Source organism: Pluralibacter sp., assembly GCF_019237635.1.
Lineage (GTDB): Bacteria > Pseudomonadota > Gammaproteobacteria > Enterobacterales > Enterobacteriaceae > Enterobacter_B.
This window is the reverse complement of sequence record NZ_JAFAGS010000081.1, coordinates 22,003-36,382: the sequence shown is the minus strand read 5'-3', so window position 1 is coordinate 36,382 and position 14,380 is coordinate 22,003. Positions and strand designations below refer to the sequence as shown.

Below are 14,380 nucleotides of genomic sequence, written 5' to 3'. Positions count from 1 at the left end.
CAAAAAAGTGGTCGAACCCCTCTTCGTCCCCTGCTTTACCACGCTCGTGGCGTTATTTGACCTGTCTCGCCTGCTTTGCCGCGGCGCGCTTGTGGCGGATGATTTCAATCACCCCCGGCAGAATCGACAGAACAATGATCGCGACAATCAGCAGTTTCAGGTTTTCCTGCACGATAGGCAGATCGCCGAACAGGTAGCCTGCATAGGTGAACAGCAACACCCACAGCAGCGCGCCCACCACGTTATAGGCGGCAAAGTGACGGTAGGACATGTGCCCCATACCGGCCACAAACGGCGCAAACGTACGGACGATCGGCACAAAACGCGCCAGAATAATGGTTTTCCCGCCGTGCTTTTCATAAAACGCGTGGGTTTTGTCGAGATAACTGCGGCGGAAGATCTTCGAATTCGGGTTGCTAAAAAGCTTCTCGCCGAACACTCGGCCAATGGTGTAGTTCACCGCATCGCCGATAATCGCCGCTACCACCATCAGCGCCACCATCAGGTGTACGTTCAAGTCGTTCGTCGGCAGCGCGGAGAGCGCACCGGCGACAAACAGCAGCGAATCGCCAGGCAGGAACGGCGTCACCACCAGGCCCGTTTCACAAAACAGGATCAAAAACAGAATGGCATAAACCCAGACACCATAGTTGGCGACCAGTTCGGCCAGGTGAACATCGATATGCAGAATGAAATCAATTAAAAAGCGAATCAAATCCATAGTTGTCTAACCTTTAATGACTGCATTATTTAGTCCGCCAGAAACAGCGGCCCCATAGGCGATTTTGGAAGGTCGAAACGTTCCGGGTAATCCACCGAAACGAGATACAGCCCTTCCGCTTTTGCCGTGGCCGCCGCAAGCGTCCTGTCCTTAGCGGCCAACAGCTCTGCAATCCAGCTCTCCGGCTGGTTTCCGGCGCCTACTTCCATCAGGCTGCCTACGATATTCCGCACCATATGATGTACAAACGCGTTGGCTTTGATATCCACCACCACATATGCACCGTAACGTTCAACGTTAATGTGCATAACGTTTCTCCACGGCGTGCGCGACTGGCACTGTACCGCCCGAAACGACGTAAAATCATTCTCCCCCAGCAAACACTGCGCGGCACGCTGCATCCGCGCGACATCCAGCGGCTGGTGGTAATGCGTAACGCCCTGGCTTAACACCGCCGGGCGCAGGCGATGATTATAGATGACATAGCGATAACGACGCGCCGTCGCGCTGAAACGCGCGTGGAAATCGTCGGCGACATATTTCACCCAACGCACCGCAATGTCACCAGGCAAATTCGCATTTACGCCCAGCGTCCACGCGGCGTCTTTACGCTCCGCGCGGGTTTCAAAATGGACAACCTGTCCGGTGCCATGCACGCCAGCATCAGTACGTCCGGCGCAAAATACGGTCACCGGCTCGTTAGCGACCTGCGAGAGCGCTTTTTCCAGCTTCTCCTGAACGCTGCGCACTTCGTTTTGTCGCTGCCAGCCGTAATACTTGCTACCGTCATATTCAATACCGAGCGCGATTTTATACACCGGCAGCTGTTCCACTTCAGACATCAGTACAGGTACTCCTGCACCAGCTTCTCAGCAATCTTCACCGCCATCAGCGCGCCGCCGAAACGTACGTTATCGGCAACCGACCAGAACTGAATCTGCTCCGGCATGCCGTAGTCGTTACGCACGCAGCCCACCGACAAATGCGCGCTGCCGGAAGCATCGCCTACCTGGGTTGGAAATTCGTTTTCTTCCGACAGGACGATATCTTCGCCACGGGCAAAGGCATCACGCGCTTCTTCCGCCGCCAGCGGGCGCATCGCCTCGAAGCTCACCATCTGGGCATGGCCGTAAAAGACCGGCGCGCGGACGCAGTGCGCGGAAATCATGACGCCTTCGTCCTGTAGGATCTTGCGGACCTCGTCGACAATACGGCGCTCTTCGCGCACGCTGCCTTCGTTGTCCGGCAGCAGCGGCAGGATGTTGAACGCCAGTTGCTGACCAAAGAAGTCATCTTCGTCGATAGGGATCCCGTTGAGCAGCTTCGCGCTCTGACCGGCCAGCGCATCGACCGCTTTTTTGCCCTGCGCCGACGCCGACAGCAGGTTGGTGACCGCAATACGCGACAGTCCGCCCTCATCAATCAACGGTTTCAGCGCAGCCAGCAGTTGGCTGGTCAGGCTGCCCGGTACGGCAATGATGTTACGGTTTCGGTAGTCGGCCAGTACGAACGGATTCACTTCCGGCACCACCAGCGGCACGTCCGGCTCGAGCGCAAACAGTCCGCTAAGATCGATAATCAGGCAGCCTGCGTTAACCGCCTCCTCGGCGTAGGTCGCAGAAGCCTCTGCTCCGGCGGCAAAAAAAGCCAGTTGCGCCTGAGTCCAGTCAAACGCGGCGGCATCCTGAACCCTGACGGATTTACCGCCAAAACGCAGATGCTCGCCAGCGCTGTCAGATCGCGCCAGCGCATAGATTTCCCCCACCGGGAACTGGCGCTCAGCAAGTGTTTCGAGCAGGGCTTCGCCGACGGCGCCCGTGGCGCCCAGAATGGCAATATTCCAGCCTTCAGACATGGTGGTTTACTCCAGAAATATAATGACCGCCCCGCCAGAATATTGACGGGGGAGTCTTAAGAAGACATTAACGGACAGGATGGTGAACTGCATTAAATCCCAATTTATGCAAAAGTTCGGCTGCCGCTTTATCGTCACACATGACGTACAGCGACGACCATTCACGTCGTTCGAGATAATTTTTACGCAATTTGTCGAATTCACCCGGAATTCCCGCTACTTTTCGCAGCGGCGCATCATCGCGGCGCACATCATACACTAAATGTACCAGCCTTTTCAGCGTCGACTCATCGAGCGCGCCGTGAAGCGTAATGCGGCCAAATTCCGGTGCAGGAAGCAGCGAGTCGAGCGCCACCTGCTGCGGGTGCCCGATAAACTGGCTATAGGCTTCAAAGACCTGCGTTGTCCCGCGCGCTTTCCCTTCCAGCGTGTAGCCCGCGATGTGCGCCGTACCAATATCCACCCGGGCGAGCAGCGCGGTATTGAGATCCGGCTCCGGCTCCCACACGTCCAGCACCACGCTGAGCGGCTGACCCGCCTGCAAACGCGCCAGCAGCGCGGCGTTATCCACCACCGGGCCGCGACAGGCGTTAATTAAAATCGTCCCCGGCTTCAGGCGACGGAGCAATGCGTCATCCGCCAGATGCAGCGTCCTGTAAGGCCCATCTTTAAAAAGCGGCGTATGGAACGTCAGGATATCCGCTTCCTGCACCAGCTCATCCAGCGAACGGAAATCCTCATTGTCGCCCTTATCGGCGCGCGGCGGGTCGCACAGCAGCGTGCGGATCCCCAGCGCCTCAAGGCGTTTTTGCAAACGCCCGCCGACGTTGCCCACGCCGACGATGCCCACGGTGCGATCCGCCAGGGAAAACCCATCGCGCTCCGCCAGCATCAACAACGCGGAAAACACATACTCTACAACCGCAATAGCGTTACAGCCCGGCGCAGCCGAAAAACCGACTCCCGCCTGTGTAAGCCAGGCATCGTCCACATGATCGGTGCCTGCCGTTGCCGTACCGACAAATTTGACCGGTTTTCCGGCGAGCAGCGCTTCATTTACTTTCGTCACCGAACGCACCATTAACGCGTCCGCATCATCCAGCTCATGCTGCGGAATTGGGCGACCGGCAACGGCCTTTACCTCACCCAGGCGGCTGAACAGCTCGCGGGCGTAAGGCATATTTTCATCAACGAGGATTTTCACGGTACAGTACCTGTGTGAGACGAGAGTTAGCCGGGGAAGTGTGCCATAATCTTGCCGCCAGGAACACAGACAACCTGGATGACACCGCCAGGACACACAGGATCTCTCATGACGCACCCCATCTCTGGTATGCCCGCGCGCCCGCCTGCGGGAGGTACTCCCCCCTCCGCCATTGGCGAGCAGCCCCTCTCCTCCCAGCAGCGTACGGTGCTTGAACGGCTAATAACCCGGTTGATCGCCCTCACTTCACAGCAGAATGCAGAGGTATGGGCCGGTGTTAAGCATGATTTGGGTCTCAAGGGAGATGCTCAGCTACTGTCGCGTCACTTTCCGGCGGCGGAGCAGAACCTTAACCATCGCCTGGAAAGCGCCCAACAAAACCTGGGCGTACGTCAGACGCTATCCCAACTGACGGAGCTTCTGAACCTTGGCAATAACCGTCAGGCGGTCAGCGACTTTATCCGCCAGCAGTATGGACAAACGGCACTCAGCCAACTCACGCCAGATCAGTTGCGTAATGTGCTGCAACTACTGCAAAACAATCAGCTGAACATTCCGCAGCCTCAGCAGCGCCCGGGAACCGCACGTCCCCTGCTGCCTGCGGAGCACAACACGCTCAATCAACTGGTCAATAAGGTGTCGGCCGCCACCGGGGAATCCAGCAAGATTATCTGGCAGTCGATGCTTGAGCTTTCTGGGGTAAAAACCGGCGAACTGATTCCGGCGAAGCACTTCAACGCGCTGATGACCTGGCTGCAGGCGCGCCAGACGCTCAGCACGCAGAGCGCCCCGACGCTCAATAGCGTGCAGGCCGCACTCAAACAGCCGATGGAGCCCCACGAGTGGCAGTTCATTCGCGACTATGCGCAGCAAAACTGGCAGGTCACGCCGCAGGCTATTCTGACCAGCGCGCAGGTGCAGGAACTGCTCAATCAACTCTTTCTCAAACGCGTCGAGCAGCGCTCACTGGACACGCTGGAAATTCGTAATATTCAGCCGATCTACAGCCCGTTTGCACCGCTGATTGACAACGTGAAAGCGCTGTCAGCGCGCCCGGGCCTGATGCTGATTGCTATCGTCGTGGTGTTAGTGCTTATCTGGCTGGTTATCTAAGCGCGGCGTTGTTGTCGCGTGCGGATTCATAACAGGAAAATCAAACCGGAAACAAAAAAAGAAGGGAGCCATTCGGCTCCCTGGAGTGTCAGTCGTTTTACGCTTAAAGCTTGCGCATCACCAGCGTGGCGTTGGTGCCGCCGAAACCGAAGCTGTTGGACATGACGGTCGTCAGCGCCGCGTCAGTCGGTTTGGTTACGATATTCAGACCCTGAGCCTGTTCATCCAGCTCTTCAACGTTGATGCTCGGGGCGATAAAGCCGTGTTCCAGCATCAGCAGAGAGTAGATGGCTTCCTGTACGCCAGCGGCGCCCAGAGAGTGTCCGGTCATTGCTTTGGTCGCAGAGATTGCCGGGCTGTTGTCGCCGAAGACTTCACGGATAGCGCCGAGCTCTTTGACGTCGCCTACCGGAGTAGACGTGCCGTGGGAGTTCAGGTAGTCGATCGGCGTATCAACGCCGTGCATCGCCATCTGCATGCAGCGCACTGCGCCTTCGCCTGACGGAGCCACCATGTCTGCGCCATCGGAGGTTGCGCCGTAGCCGACGATTTCAGCATAGATGTGGGCGCCGCGCGCCAGAGCATGCTCCAGCTCTTCAACCACAACCATACCGCCGCCGCCTGCGATAACGAAACCGTCACGGTTCGCATCATAGGTACGGGACGCTTTTTCCGGGGTCTCGTTGTACTTGGTGGACAGCGCGCCCATCGCGTCGAACTCGCAGGCCATTTCCCAGCACAGCTCTTCGCCGCCGCCAGCAAACACGATGTCCTGTTTGCCCAGTTGAATCTGCTCTACCGCGTTACCGATGCAGTGTGCGGAAGTCGCACAGGCGGAACTGATGGAGTAGTTTACGCCGTGGATTTTAAACGGCGTAGCGAGGCAGGCGGAAACGCCGGACGCCATCGCTTTGGTCACAACATAAGGGCCTACGGCTTTCAGACCGCGCGGGCTGCGCATGGCGTCTGCGCCAAAGACCTGGAATTTCGGGGAGCCGCCGCCGGAACCTGCAATCAGGCCAACGCGCGGGTTATTTTGATAAACCTCTTCAGAGAGGCCAGCATCAGCAATCGCCTGCTCCATAGACAGGAAAGCATAAATGGATGCGTCGCTCATAAAGCGCACAACTTTGCGGTCGATGAGGCCAGTGGTATCCAGTTTTACGTTGCCCCAGACGTGGCTACGCATGCCGGAATCCTTGAGCTCCTGAGAGAAAGTGATCCCTGAGCGTCCTTCACGCAGAGATGCCAGGACTTCCTGCTGGTTGTTACCGATGCTGGAAACAATGCCCAGGCCAGTAATCACTGCACGTTTCATTCAATACCTCTGTAAGTCGCACTATTTAACGTTTCGTGTCGCACGATAGCGTACACTTGTACGCCGAACAAGTCCGATCAGACAATTAATGCATAAATTTGCGCCGCCTCGCACACATCGTTAAGATCGTCCGATGCCTTGCTATGCGAGTAACTTACGTGAAACAAATCGCCATACGCCCCGCCAACCTCGAATTTAACAATGAGGGTACACCTGTTTCCCGAGATTTTGACGACGTCTACTTTTCTAATGATAACGGACTGGAAGAAACTCGGTACGTTTTTCTTGGCGGAAATCAGCTTCCCGACCGCTTTGACAAGCACCCTCGTCCACATTTTGTCGTCGCCGAAAGCGGCTTCGGCACCGGGCTTAACTTTCTGACGCTCTGGCAGGCGTTTGCGGCGTTTCGCACCTCGCATCCTGACGCGACGCTGCGAAGATTGCATTTCGTCAGTTTTGAAAAATTCCCGCTGCGGGCGGACGATTTACGCCTCGCCCACCAGCACTGGCCTGAGCTGGCGCCCTGGGCAGAGCAGCTACAGGCGCAGTGGCCCCTGGCGCTGCCCGGCTGCCATCGTCTGTTGCTCGACGATGGACAGGTCACGCTGGATCTGTGGTTCGGCGATATCAATACCCTTGTTGACACCCTCGACGATACCTTCAACCAGAAAGTAGACGCCTGGTTTCTGGATGGCTTCGCCCCCGCCAAAAACCCCGATATGTGGACGCCGGGGCTGTTTAACGCGATGGTGCGGCTGGCCCGCCCTGGCGGTACGCTGGCGACGTTTACCTCCGCCGGATTTGTACGCCGTGGGCTGCAGGAAGCCGGGTTTGCAATGCGCAAAAGCAAAGGCTTTGGCCGCAAGCGTGAAATGCTGACCGGCGAAATGCCGGAAGGCGTGGACAGCGCGCCGCGCACGCCGTGGTTTTCCCGTCGCGGCAGCACGGCCCGCGAGGTCGCGGTCATCGGCGGCGGGGTAGCCAGCGCGCTGCTCTCCCTCGCGCTGCTGCGCCGGGGCTGGCAGGTGACGCTGTACTGTGAGGACGCGCAGCCCGCCCAGGGCGCGTCGGGCAACCGTCAGGGCGCGCTCTACCCTCTGCTCAGCGCCCACGACCCGGCGCTGGCGCAGTTTTTCCCGGCGGCATTCACCTTTGCCCGCCGTTTGTACGATGCGCTGCCAGTGCGCTTCGACCACGACTGGTGCGGCGTCACCCAGTTAGGTTTCGATGACAAAAGCCAGCAAAAAATAGCCCAGATGCTCTCTCTGGGGCTGCCACCCGCCATCGCCCATGCGGTGAGCGCCGATGACATCGCCAGGCTGTGCGGTGTGGAAACCAACTGCGACGGCATCAGCTATCCGCTCGGCGGCTGGCTCTGCCCGGCCGAACTGACCGCCTCGGCAATTGAGCTTGCCTGCACGCGCGGGCTGACCGTGCGCTGGCGTTCGCGCGTCGAACAGCTCACCCCTCTCACCTCCGGCTGGCAGGTGCAACTGAGCCACGGCGAAATCTGCCCGCATGCCGCCGTCGTGTTGGCCAACGGGCACCGCATTAATCAGTTCAGCCAGACGCAGCAACTGCCGGTTTATGCGGTTGGCGGCCAGGTCAGCCATATCCCGACAACGCCGTCATTGGCGACACTGCGTCAGGTGCTGTGCTACGACGGTTATCTGACGCCGCAGAACCCCAACAACCACCAGCACTGTATCGGCGCCAGCTACCATCGCGGGCAGACGGATATCGCCTTTAGCGAAACGGATCAACAGCATAACCGCCAGCGGCTGATCGACTGCTTCCCGCAGGCGCAGTGGGCCCGGGAAGTGAACGTCAGCGATAACGACGCACGATGCGGCGTGCGTTGTGCCACCCGCGACCATCTGCCGATGCTGGGCGGCGTACCGGATTATCACGAAACGCTGGCGCGCTATGCGCATCTGGCGGACAACCCGCAGGATGCCGGGGAGGCGCCGGTTTATGAGGGTCTCTTTATGCTGGGCGCATTAGGGTCCCGCGGTCTGTGCTCCGCGCCGCTGGCGGCTGAGATTCTGGCCTCGCAGATGAGCGAAGAGCCGTTGCCGCTGGATGCGCAAACGCTGGCGGCGCTGAGCCCTAATCGACTCTGGGTACGAAAGCTGTTGAAAGGTAAAGCGGTGAAGTGACAAGATATGTGCGGTTTTTTTGCCCTCTTTCCCTAAGAGAGAGGGCAAACAGCGTCAGCGGTTACTTGACTTTCGCCTGCTGAAACAGGGAATCCCACATTTCCAGCACCAGAGACTGGTCGCGCGGCGACAGTTCACCGGCGTGGATCGCTTTTTCCAGGCTCTGGGTGACTTTTGCATAAACAGCCTCCGGCGAGTGATCGTCGCCCGCTTCAAGCTCGGCGACCGCCAGCGTCAGATGGCCGCGCAGGTAGCCGCTGGCAAACAGCTCATCGTCGCTGGCGTGCTCAACCATGTCATCAATTAACGCCAGAATGCGCGATTCAAATTCTGCGATCATCTTCTTTCCTCAATTTAGATCTTCCGGCCAGGGGAAGTGTTCCGCCGTCATCGCCGGCGTTTGATAATAATGTTGTAATGCCTGAATAAAACGCGCCGGACGCGCCGGAATGCCGTCATCCAGATACGCCATTACCTGTGCGTGAACCCGGCGCTGAAACACGATACGGTCAGGTTCGAAGTCCCCTTCCAGGTTGTCGCAGCTGACGTTAAACGGGAACCCCGCCGCCACGCAAAACAGCCAGTCGAAGGCCTGCGGTTTGACTTCCACGTCCTCAAACTGACACTGGGTCATCGCATCGCGCCCATCCGGACAGTACCAGTAGCCAAAGTCCACCTGCTTGCGCCGCTCGGCACCGGCGATACACCAGTGCGAAATTTCGTGCAGCGCGCTGGCGTAAAAGCCATGGGCAAAAACAATGCGGTTATACGGCGCATCGTCATCAGCAGGAAGATAAATCGGTTCGTCGTCGCCCTTAATCAGACGGGTATTAAAATCGTCGGCAAAGCAGCCATCGAAAATGTCGATCAGTTGCTGATAGTGGTGTTGCTGTTGCATTAGTTAAGTCCCAGCCACTGAAGGATTTCCGCACCGTGGCTGTCATAAAGTAGTTTAGTGCTCATCACCGCTGAGACGACGACAATCATCGGGCGAATCAGCGTTTGCCCTTTGCTCAGCACCAGACGGGAGCCCATCCGCGCGCCAAGAAACTGACCTGCCATCATCACAAAGCCGGTCGCCCAGATAACCTTTCCGCCAAGAATGAACAGCAGCAGGCCGCCCAGGTTCGAGGTCGCGTTCAGTACCTTGGCATGCGCCGTGGATTTCGCCAGGTTATACCCCGCCAGCGTCACAAACGCCAGCGCATAGAACGACCCGGCGCCTGGGCCGAAGAAGCCGTCATAAAACCCCACGCAGCCCCCGGCCACCAGCGCAAACGGCAGACCGTATAAGCGGCGCTGCCTGTCGTTTTCGCCAAGTTTTGGCATCAGCAGGAAATAAAGGCCGATACCAATCACCAGCAGCGGCAGGATTTGGCGCAGAATGTCGGATTGCACATGCTGAACCAGCAGCGCCCCGCTCGTCGAGCCGAGAAAGGTCATCAGGATGTTGAGCTTCTGGTCGCCAAGATTCACCACCTTGCGGCGGATAAAATAGAGCGAGGAGGAAACCGACCCGCCGCAGGCCTGCAGCTTGTTGGTCGCCAGCGCCTGAGCAGGCGACATGCCCGCCGCCATCAGCGCGGGGATGGTCAACAGACCGCCGCCCCCGGCGATAGAATCAATAAACCCCGCCAGCAGGGCGATAAAAAACAGCACCACCAGTAAAAATGGCGATACCATAAAGATGTCGACAAAGCTGTCCATTAGAGTGCGTGCTCATCCAGTAGCGCCTGGCAGGAAGGCGGCAGCGGCGGAGGCGTCTTCTTCTCAGGTTTTGTTGAGCCCGGCTTAGGCGGTTCGAACCAGCTTTGCAGCTCGGCGCCGCACCCGTCGCCAGGCGGTGGTGGAGCCTGTTCTTCGCATTCCAGGCTGCCCGCAGGGCAACGCAGGCGCACATGCATATGCGCACGATGCTGGAACCAGGGCCGTACTTTATGCAGCCAGTCGCGATCCGTACCGGCATCCAGGCACAGCTGCTGTTTGATAGCCGGGTTGACGAAAATACGCGTAACGTCGTCATCCTTTGCGGCGAGCTTAATCAGGCTGGTTATCTGCGGCGACCACAATGACGGCACCACGCGTTTGCCGTCGGCCGCGACCAGATCCAGCGCCTGCGGCTTCAGCAGCTGCGCGGAGGTCCAGCGCGCCTTCGGCAACTGCAGGAAAATATCCACATCCAGGCCCGTCTGATGGCTGGCGTGACCGCCGTTGAAACGTCCGCCCGCCGGCATTCCCATATCGCCAATCAGCAGCGTGCCAAGCCCGCGATTGTGCACCTGGCCGCTCAGCCGCTGGATAAACGCAATCAAGTCCGGATGACCAAAATAGCGACGCTGATCGGTACGCATCACCTGATAATCATCGGACTGGAGCGGCAGCGCATGCGCCCCTACGATACAGCCGTTGGAGAAAGCGCCAATCGACTGGGTCTCCCCGGCGATCGGCTGAGAGATTTTTTGCCACGGCGTCGCCGCGAGACTGGCGCTGCTGGCAAGCAGAGCCAGCAGCGCGATGGCTGTTTTTTTCATATTTACCAGCGTGGAATAGAGGTCACCACATCCGCATTCTGCGCGCGCTGACGCAGCAAGTGGTCCATCAACACAATCGCCAGCATCGCTTCGGCGATGGGCACCGCGCGAATACCGACACACGGATCGTGGCGGCCTTTCGTTATCATTTCAACTTCTTCGCCGAAGCGGTTGATCGTCCGTCCCGGCACGGTGATGCTTGACGTCGGCTTCAGCGCCATATGGGCGACAATCTGTTGCCCGCTGCTGATGCCGCCCAGGATTCCGCCTGCGTGGTTGCTCTGGAAACCTGCCTGGGTAATTTCATCGCGGTTTTCGCTGCCGCGCAGGCTGACAACGCCAAACCCGTCGCCGATCTCCACGCCTTTTACCGCATTGATGCTCATTAAGGCATGCGCAATATCGGCGTCCAGACGGTCAAAAACCGGCTCGCCAAGCCCCGGCGGCACGCCGTCGGCCACCACGGTCACTTTCGCGCCGATGGAGTCGCCCTCTTTTTTCAGGCCGCGCATCAGCGCATCCAGCGCGTCGATTTTTTCCGGGTCCGGGCAGAAGAATGGGTTCTGCTCGACCGCCGACCAGTCTTTAATCGCCAGCGGGATATCGCCCATCTGCGTCAGGCAACCGCGGATAACCACACCGAATTTACTCTCAAGGTATTTCTTGGCGATGGCTCCTGCCGCAACGCGCATTGCGGTTTCACGCGCCGAGGAACGCCCGCCGCCGCGGTAGTCGCGCAGGCCATACTTTTGCTCGTAGGTATAATCAGCGTGCCCCGGGCGGAAAACGTCTTTAATCGCGCTATAGTCCTGGGAGCGCTGATCGGTATTCTCAATCAGCAGGCCAATGCTGGTGCCCGTCGTAACGCCGTCAAAGACGCCGGAAAGGATCTTCACCTGATCGGGCTCACGGCGCTGGGTGGTATAACGTGAGGTCCCTGGACGGCGACGGTCAAGATCGTGCTGTAAATCGGCTTCTGTCAGTGGAATGCCCGGCGGTACGCCGTCGACGATGCAGCCAAGCGCGACGCCGTGCGATTCGCCGAAGGTCGTTACGCGAAAGAGTTGCCCAATTGTATTTCCTGCCATCACAGCTCCGATCGAAAGTGTTATTAGTCTTTGTAAATACTGAAGTGTTCGCAGGCAGCCAGCAGCTGCGCTTTCGTGAGCATAAAGACGCCATCACCGCCGTTATCAAACTCAAGCCAGGTGAATGGGACATCAGGATACTGCTCCATCAGATGTACCATGCTGTTACCCACTTCACAAATCAGAATACCGTCGTCGGAAAGGTAGTCCGGCGCGCAGGCAAGAATGCGGCGGGTCAGCTTCAGACCATCGGTGCCGGAGGCCAGCCCCAGCTCAGGCTCATGACAATACTCGCCCGGCAGGTCGGCCATGTCTTCGGCATCAACGTACGGCGGATTGGTCACGATCAGGTCGTACTGCACCTGCGGCAGATCGCGGAACAGATCGGAGCGAATCGGCGTCACATTATGAATGAGGCCATGGTCTTCAATATTCTGCTCTGCCACCGCCAGCGCGTCCGCAGAGATATCAACGCCGTCAACTTCCGCTTCCGGGAAAGCATAAGCGCAGGCAATCGCAATGCATCCGCTGCCGGTGCACATATCAAGAATATGCTGCGGCTGGCGGTTGATAAGCCCGGCGAAGCGGTTATTGATAAGCTCGCCAATCGGCGAACGCGGCACCAGCACGCGCTCGTCCACGTAAAACTCGTGGCCGCAGAACCAGGCTTTATTGGTCAGGTATGCCACCGGAATACGCTCATTCACGCGACGAATGACACGCTCGACAATCCGGTGCTTTTCGCTGGAGGTGAGACGGGCGATACGCATGTCCTCAGGAATATCCAGCGGCAGATAAAGAGAAGGCAGAACCAGTTGAACAGCCTCGTCCCACGGGTTATCCGTACCGTGGCCGTACCAGATGCCCGCCGCGCTGAAGCGGCTGACCGCCCAACGCAACATGTCCTGAATGGTATGCAGTTCATTGACTGCTTCATCAACAAAAATTTTATCCACACTCGCCTCCAGGGCATGTCTCGCTCGAATTCGGCGGCTAGTGTGCCATGATGTCCGCGATAAATCAGCATTCTTGCATCACCAGAGAGGGGAAAAATGCGTTTTCCCTGCCCGCAACGCCGGTGAGTCGGGTAAACTGTCGCAAAGCGATACAGAGAAGATAAGATGAAGAAGAAAAACCCGCTCAGCGAGGAGGATCAGGCGCTGTTCCGCCAGCTGATGACCGGCACCCGCCAAATCAAACAGGATACAATCGTCCACCGGCCAACACGCAAAAAAACCCATGAAGTGCCGGTAAAACGTCTGATTCAGGAGCAAGCCGATAATAGCCACTATTTTTCTGATGAATTCCAGCCGCTGCTGAATACGGAAGGCGCGATAAAGTATGTCCGCGACGGCGTCAGCCATTTTGAGCTCAAAAAGCTGCGTCGGGGCGATTATTCGCCGGAACTGTTTCTCGATTTGCATGGTTTAACCCAGATGCAGGCAAAGCAGGAACTCGGCGCACTGATTGCCGCCTGCCGACGGGAACACGTCTTTTGTACCTGCGTGATGCACGGGCACGGCAAACATATTCTCAAGCAGCAGACGCCGCTATGGCTGGCTCAGCATCCGCACGTAATGGCGTTTCATCAGGCGCCGAAAGAGTACGGCGGCGATGCGGCGCTACTGGTGCTGATTGAAGTCGAAGAGTGGCAACCGCCTGAGTTGCCTTAAAAAAATGGCGGGCGCTGTGCCCGCCTTTTGGCTCAGATGGCTTTCGCCATCTTCAGATTGCAGGGACTCATCTGCCAGTTGAACACCCCTTGCCCGCTGGCATCCAGGGTGACATTGGCAATCGCAGACGTTGAGAACATCGGCGGGGTTTCGCCAGGGCACAGCTCTGACACCAGGTAGCCGACCAGCGGCAGGTGAGAAACCACCAGCACCGACGCGATACCTTCGTTGGTCAGCGCCTGCAGATACGCGCTGACCAGCCCCACATCGCCACAAGGCGTAAGCTCCGGCAGGACATCGATCTCTTTGGGCAGGTTCATACACTCCCCTACCACATCCAGCGTCTGTTCCGCCCGCAGAAAAGGGCTGACCAGTACACGTTCAATATCCACTTTTTGACCTTTCAGCCAGGTAGCCATCTGTCGGGACTCATCGCAACCACAGGTGGTTAATGGACGAACCGAGTCGCTAGCTGCTTCGAGGGCAGCGTCGCCGTGACGCATGATAAAAACTTGCATATTGCACCGCTTTTGTTAACCAGAAGCACCAGAGTAAACCGACCACAAAACAAGGTCGTTTACCCGGCGGTCGGGCATTGTGCCTTATCCATCCACTGAATGAAACGCTGTTTTTTACCTTACTGGCGTAAGTATAGTCAATCTTTGTTTACAAATTAACCACTCAGCAGCATCATCGTTTGTATGGATTTACCTTTCTT

Annotated in this window: 15 protein-coding genes; 3 read left to right on the top strand and 12 right to left on the bottom strand. The window is 57.9% G+C overall.

The features are described 5' to 3' along the window. Positions 1 to 52: 52 nt before the first annotated feature. The 4 genes from JO226_RS09780 to pdxB all read right to left on the bottom strand — a co-directional run bounded on the left by JO226_RS09780 (position 53) and on the right by pdxB (position 3,780). The gene (locus JO226_RS09780) at positions 53 to 721 is read right to left on the bottom strand and encodes a DedA family protein (RefSeq protein ID WP_293548251.1); all 669 of its coding nucleotides are present in this window, start codon (positions 719 to 721) and stop codon (positions 53 to 55) included. A 29-nt stretch (positions 722 to 750) separates the two neighbouring features. After that, positions 751 to 1,563: a tRNA pseudouridine(38-40) synthase TruA gene (truA, locus tag JO226_RS09775; protein ID WP_293548250.1), complete on the bottom strand. Its 813-nt coding sequence runs from the start codon at positions 1,561 to 1,563 to the stop codon at positions 751 to 753. Further along, positions 1,563 to 2,576, bottom strand: coding sequence for an aspartate-semialdehyde dehydrogenase (locus JO226_RS09770; protein ID WP_293548248.1), 1,014 nt, complete (start codon positions 2,574 to 2,576; stop codon positions 1,563 to 1,565). Before JO226_RS09770 ends, truA begins: the two co-directional genes overlap by 1 nt. A gap of 67 nt (positions 2,577 to 2,643) precedes the next feature. Further along, positions 2,644 to 3,780, bottom strand: coding sequence for a 4-phosphoerythronate dehydrogenase PdxB (gene pdxB, locus JO226_RS09765; RefSeq protein WP_293548246.1), 1,137 nt, complete (start codon positions 3,778 to 3,780; stop codon positions 2,644 to 2,646). A 108-nt stretch (positions 3,781 to 3,888) separates the two neighbouring features. Between pdxB and flk the strand changes: the two genes are divergently transcribed. Further along, the gene (flk, locus tag JO226_RS09760; RefSeq protein WP_293548244.1) at positions 3,889 to 4,893 is read left to right on the top strand and encodes a flagella biosynthesis regulator Flk; all 1,005 of its coding nucleotides are present in this window, start codon (positions 3,889 to 3,891) and stop codon (positions 4,891 to 4,893) included. A gap of 103 nt (positions 4,894 to 4,996) precedes the next feature. Here the strand turns inward: flk and fabB are convergent, their stop codons facing one another. After that, a complete protein-coding gene (gene fabB / locus JO226_RS09755; RefSeq protein ID WP_293548241.1) occupies positions 4,997 to 6,211 on the bottom strand; it encodes a beta-ketoacyl-ACP synthase I in 1,215 nt (404 codons plus the stop codon). A gap of 158 nt (positions 6,212 to 6,369) precedes the next feature. Between fabB and mnmC the strand changes: the two genes are divergently transcribed. Then, positions 6,370 to 8,370, top strand: coding sequence for a bifunctional tRNA (5-methylaminomethyl-2-thiouridine)(34)-methyltransferase MnmD/FAD-dependent 5-carboxymethylaminomethyl-2-thiouridine(34) oxidoreductase MnmC (gene mnmC / locus JO226_RS09750; RefSeq protein ID WP_293548238.1), 2,001 nt, complete (start codon positions 6,370 to 6,372; stop codon positions 8,368 to 8,370). Between the two features lie 61 nt (positions 8,371 to 8,431). Here the strand turns inward: mnmC and JO226_RS09745 are convergent, their stop codons facing one another. From JO226_RS09745 to prmB, 6 genes are read right to left on the bottom strand one after another with little or no spacing between them, the layout of a single operon-like run. Then, positions 8,432 to 8,710 carry a YfcL family protein gene (locus tag JO226_RS09745; RefSeq protein ID WP_293548236.1) on the bottom strand — a complete coding sequence of 93 codons (279 nt, stop codon included), beginning with the start codon at positions 8,708 to 8,710 and terminating at the stop codon, positions 8,432 to 8,434. Positions 8,711 to 8,719: 9 nt separating this feature from the next. Beyond that, positions 8,720 to 9,268, bottom strand: a complete 549-nt coding sequence (locus tag JO226_RS09740; RefSeq protein WP_293548234.1) for an elongation factor P hydroxylase — start codon at positions 9,266 to 9,268, stop codon at positions 8,720 to 8,722. Beyond that, positions 9,268 to 10,077: a sulfite exporter TauE/SafE family protein gene (locus JO226_RS09735; protein ID WP_293548231.1), complete on the bottom strand. Its 810-nt coding sequence runs from the start codon at positions 10,075 to 10,077 to the stop codon at positions 9,268 to 9,270. Before JO226_RS09735 ends, JO226_RS09740 begins: the two co-directional genes overlap by 1 nt. Beyond that, a complete protein-coding gene (gene mepA / locus JO226_RS09730) occupies positions 10,077 to 10,901 on the bottom strand; it encodes a penicillin-insensitive murein endopeptidase (RefSeq protein WP_293548229.1) in 825 nt (274 codons plus the stop codon). The genes JO226_RS09735 and mepA overlap by 1 nt, the downstream gene beginning before the upstream one ends. Before the next feature lie 2 nt (positions 10,902 to 10,903). Continuing rightward, entirely contained in the window at positions 10,904 to 11,989 is a 1,086-nt protein-coding gene (gene aroC / locus JO226_RS09725; protein WP_293548226.1) for a chorismate synthase, read from the bottom strand. A gap of 23 nt (positions 11,990 to 12,012) precedes the next feature. Further along, entirely contained in the window at positions 12,013 to 12,945 is a 933-nt protein-coding gene (prmB, locus tag JO226_RS09720; RefSeq protein ID WP_293548224.1) for a 50S ribosomal protein L3 N(5)-glutamine methyltransferase, read from the bottom strand. Positions 12,946 to 13,110: 165 nt separating this feature from the next. On the opposite strand from prmB, the gene smrB reads away from it, so the two are divergent. Further along, positions 13,111 to 13,662 (top strand): endonuclease SmrB, encoded by a 552-nt coding sequence (smrB, locus tag JO226_RS09715; protein ID WP_293548222.1) that lies wholly within the window; start codon positions 13,111 to 13,113, stop codon positions 13,660 to 13,662. A gap of 32 nt (positions 13,663 to 13,694) precedes the next feature. On the opposite strand, the gene sixA is transcribed toward smrB, so the two are convergent. Then, entirely contained in the window at positions 13,695 to 14,180 is a 486-nt protein-coding gene (gene sixA / locus JO226_RS09710; protein ID WP_293548219.1) for a phosphohistidine phosphatase SixA, read from the bottom strand. Between the last annotated feature and the right edge of the window lie 200 nt (positions 14,181 to 14,380).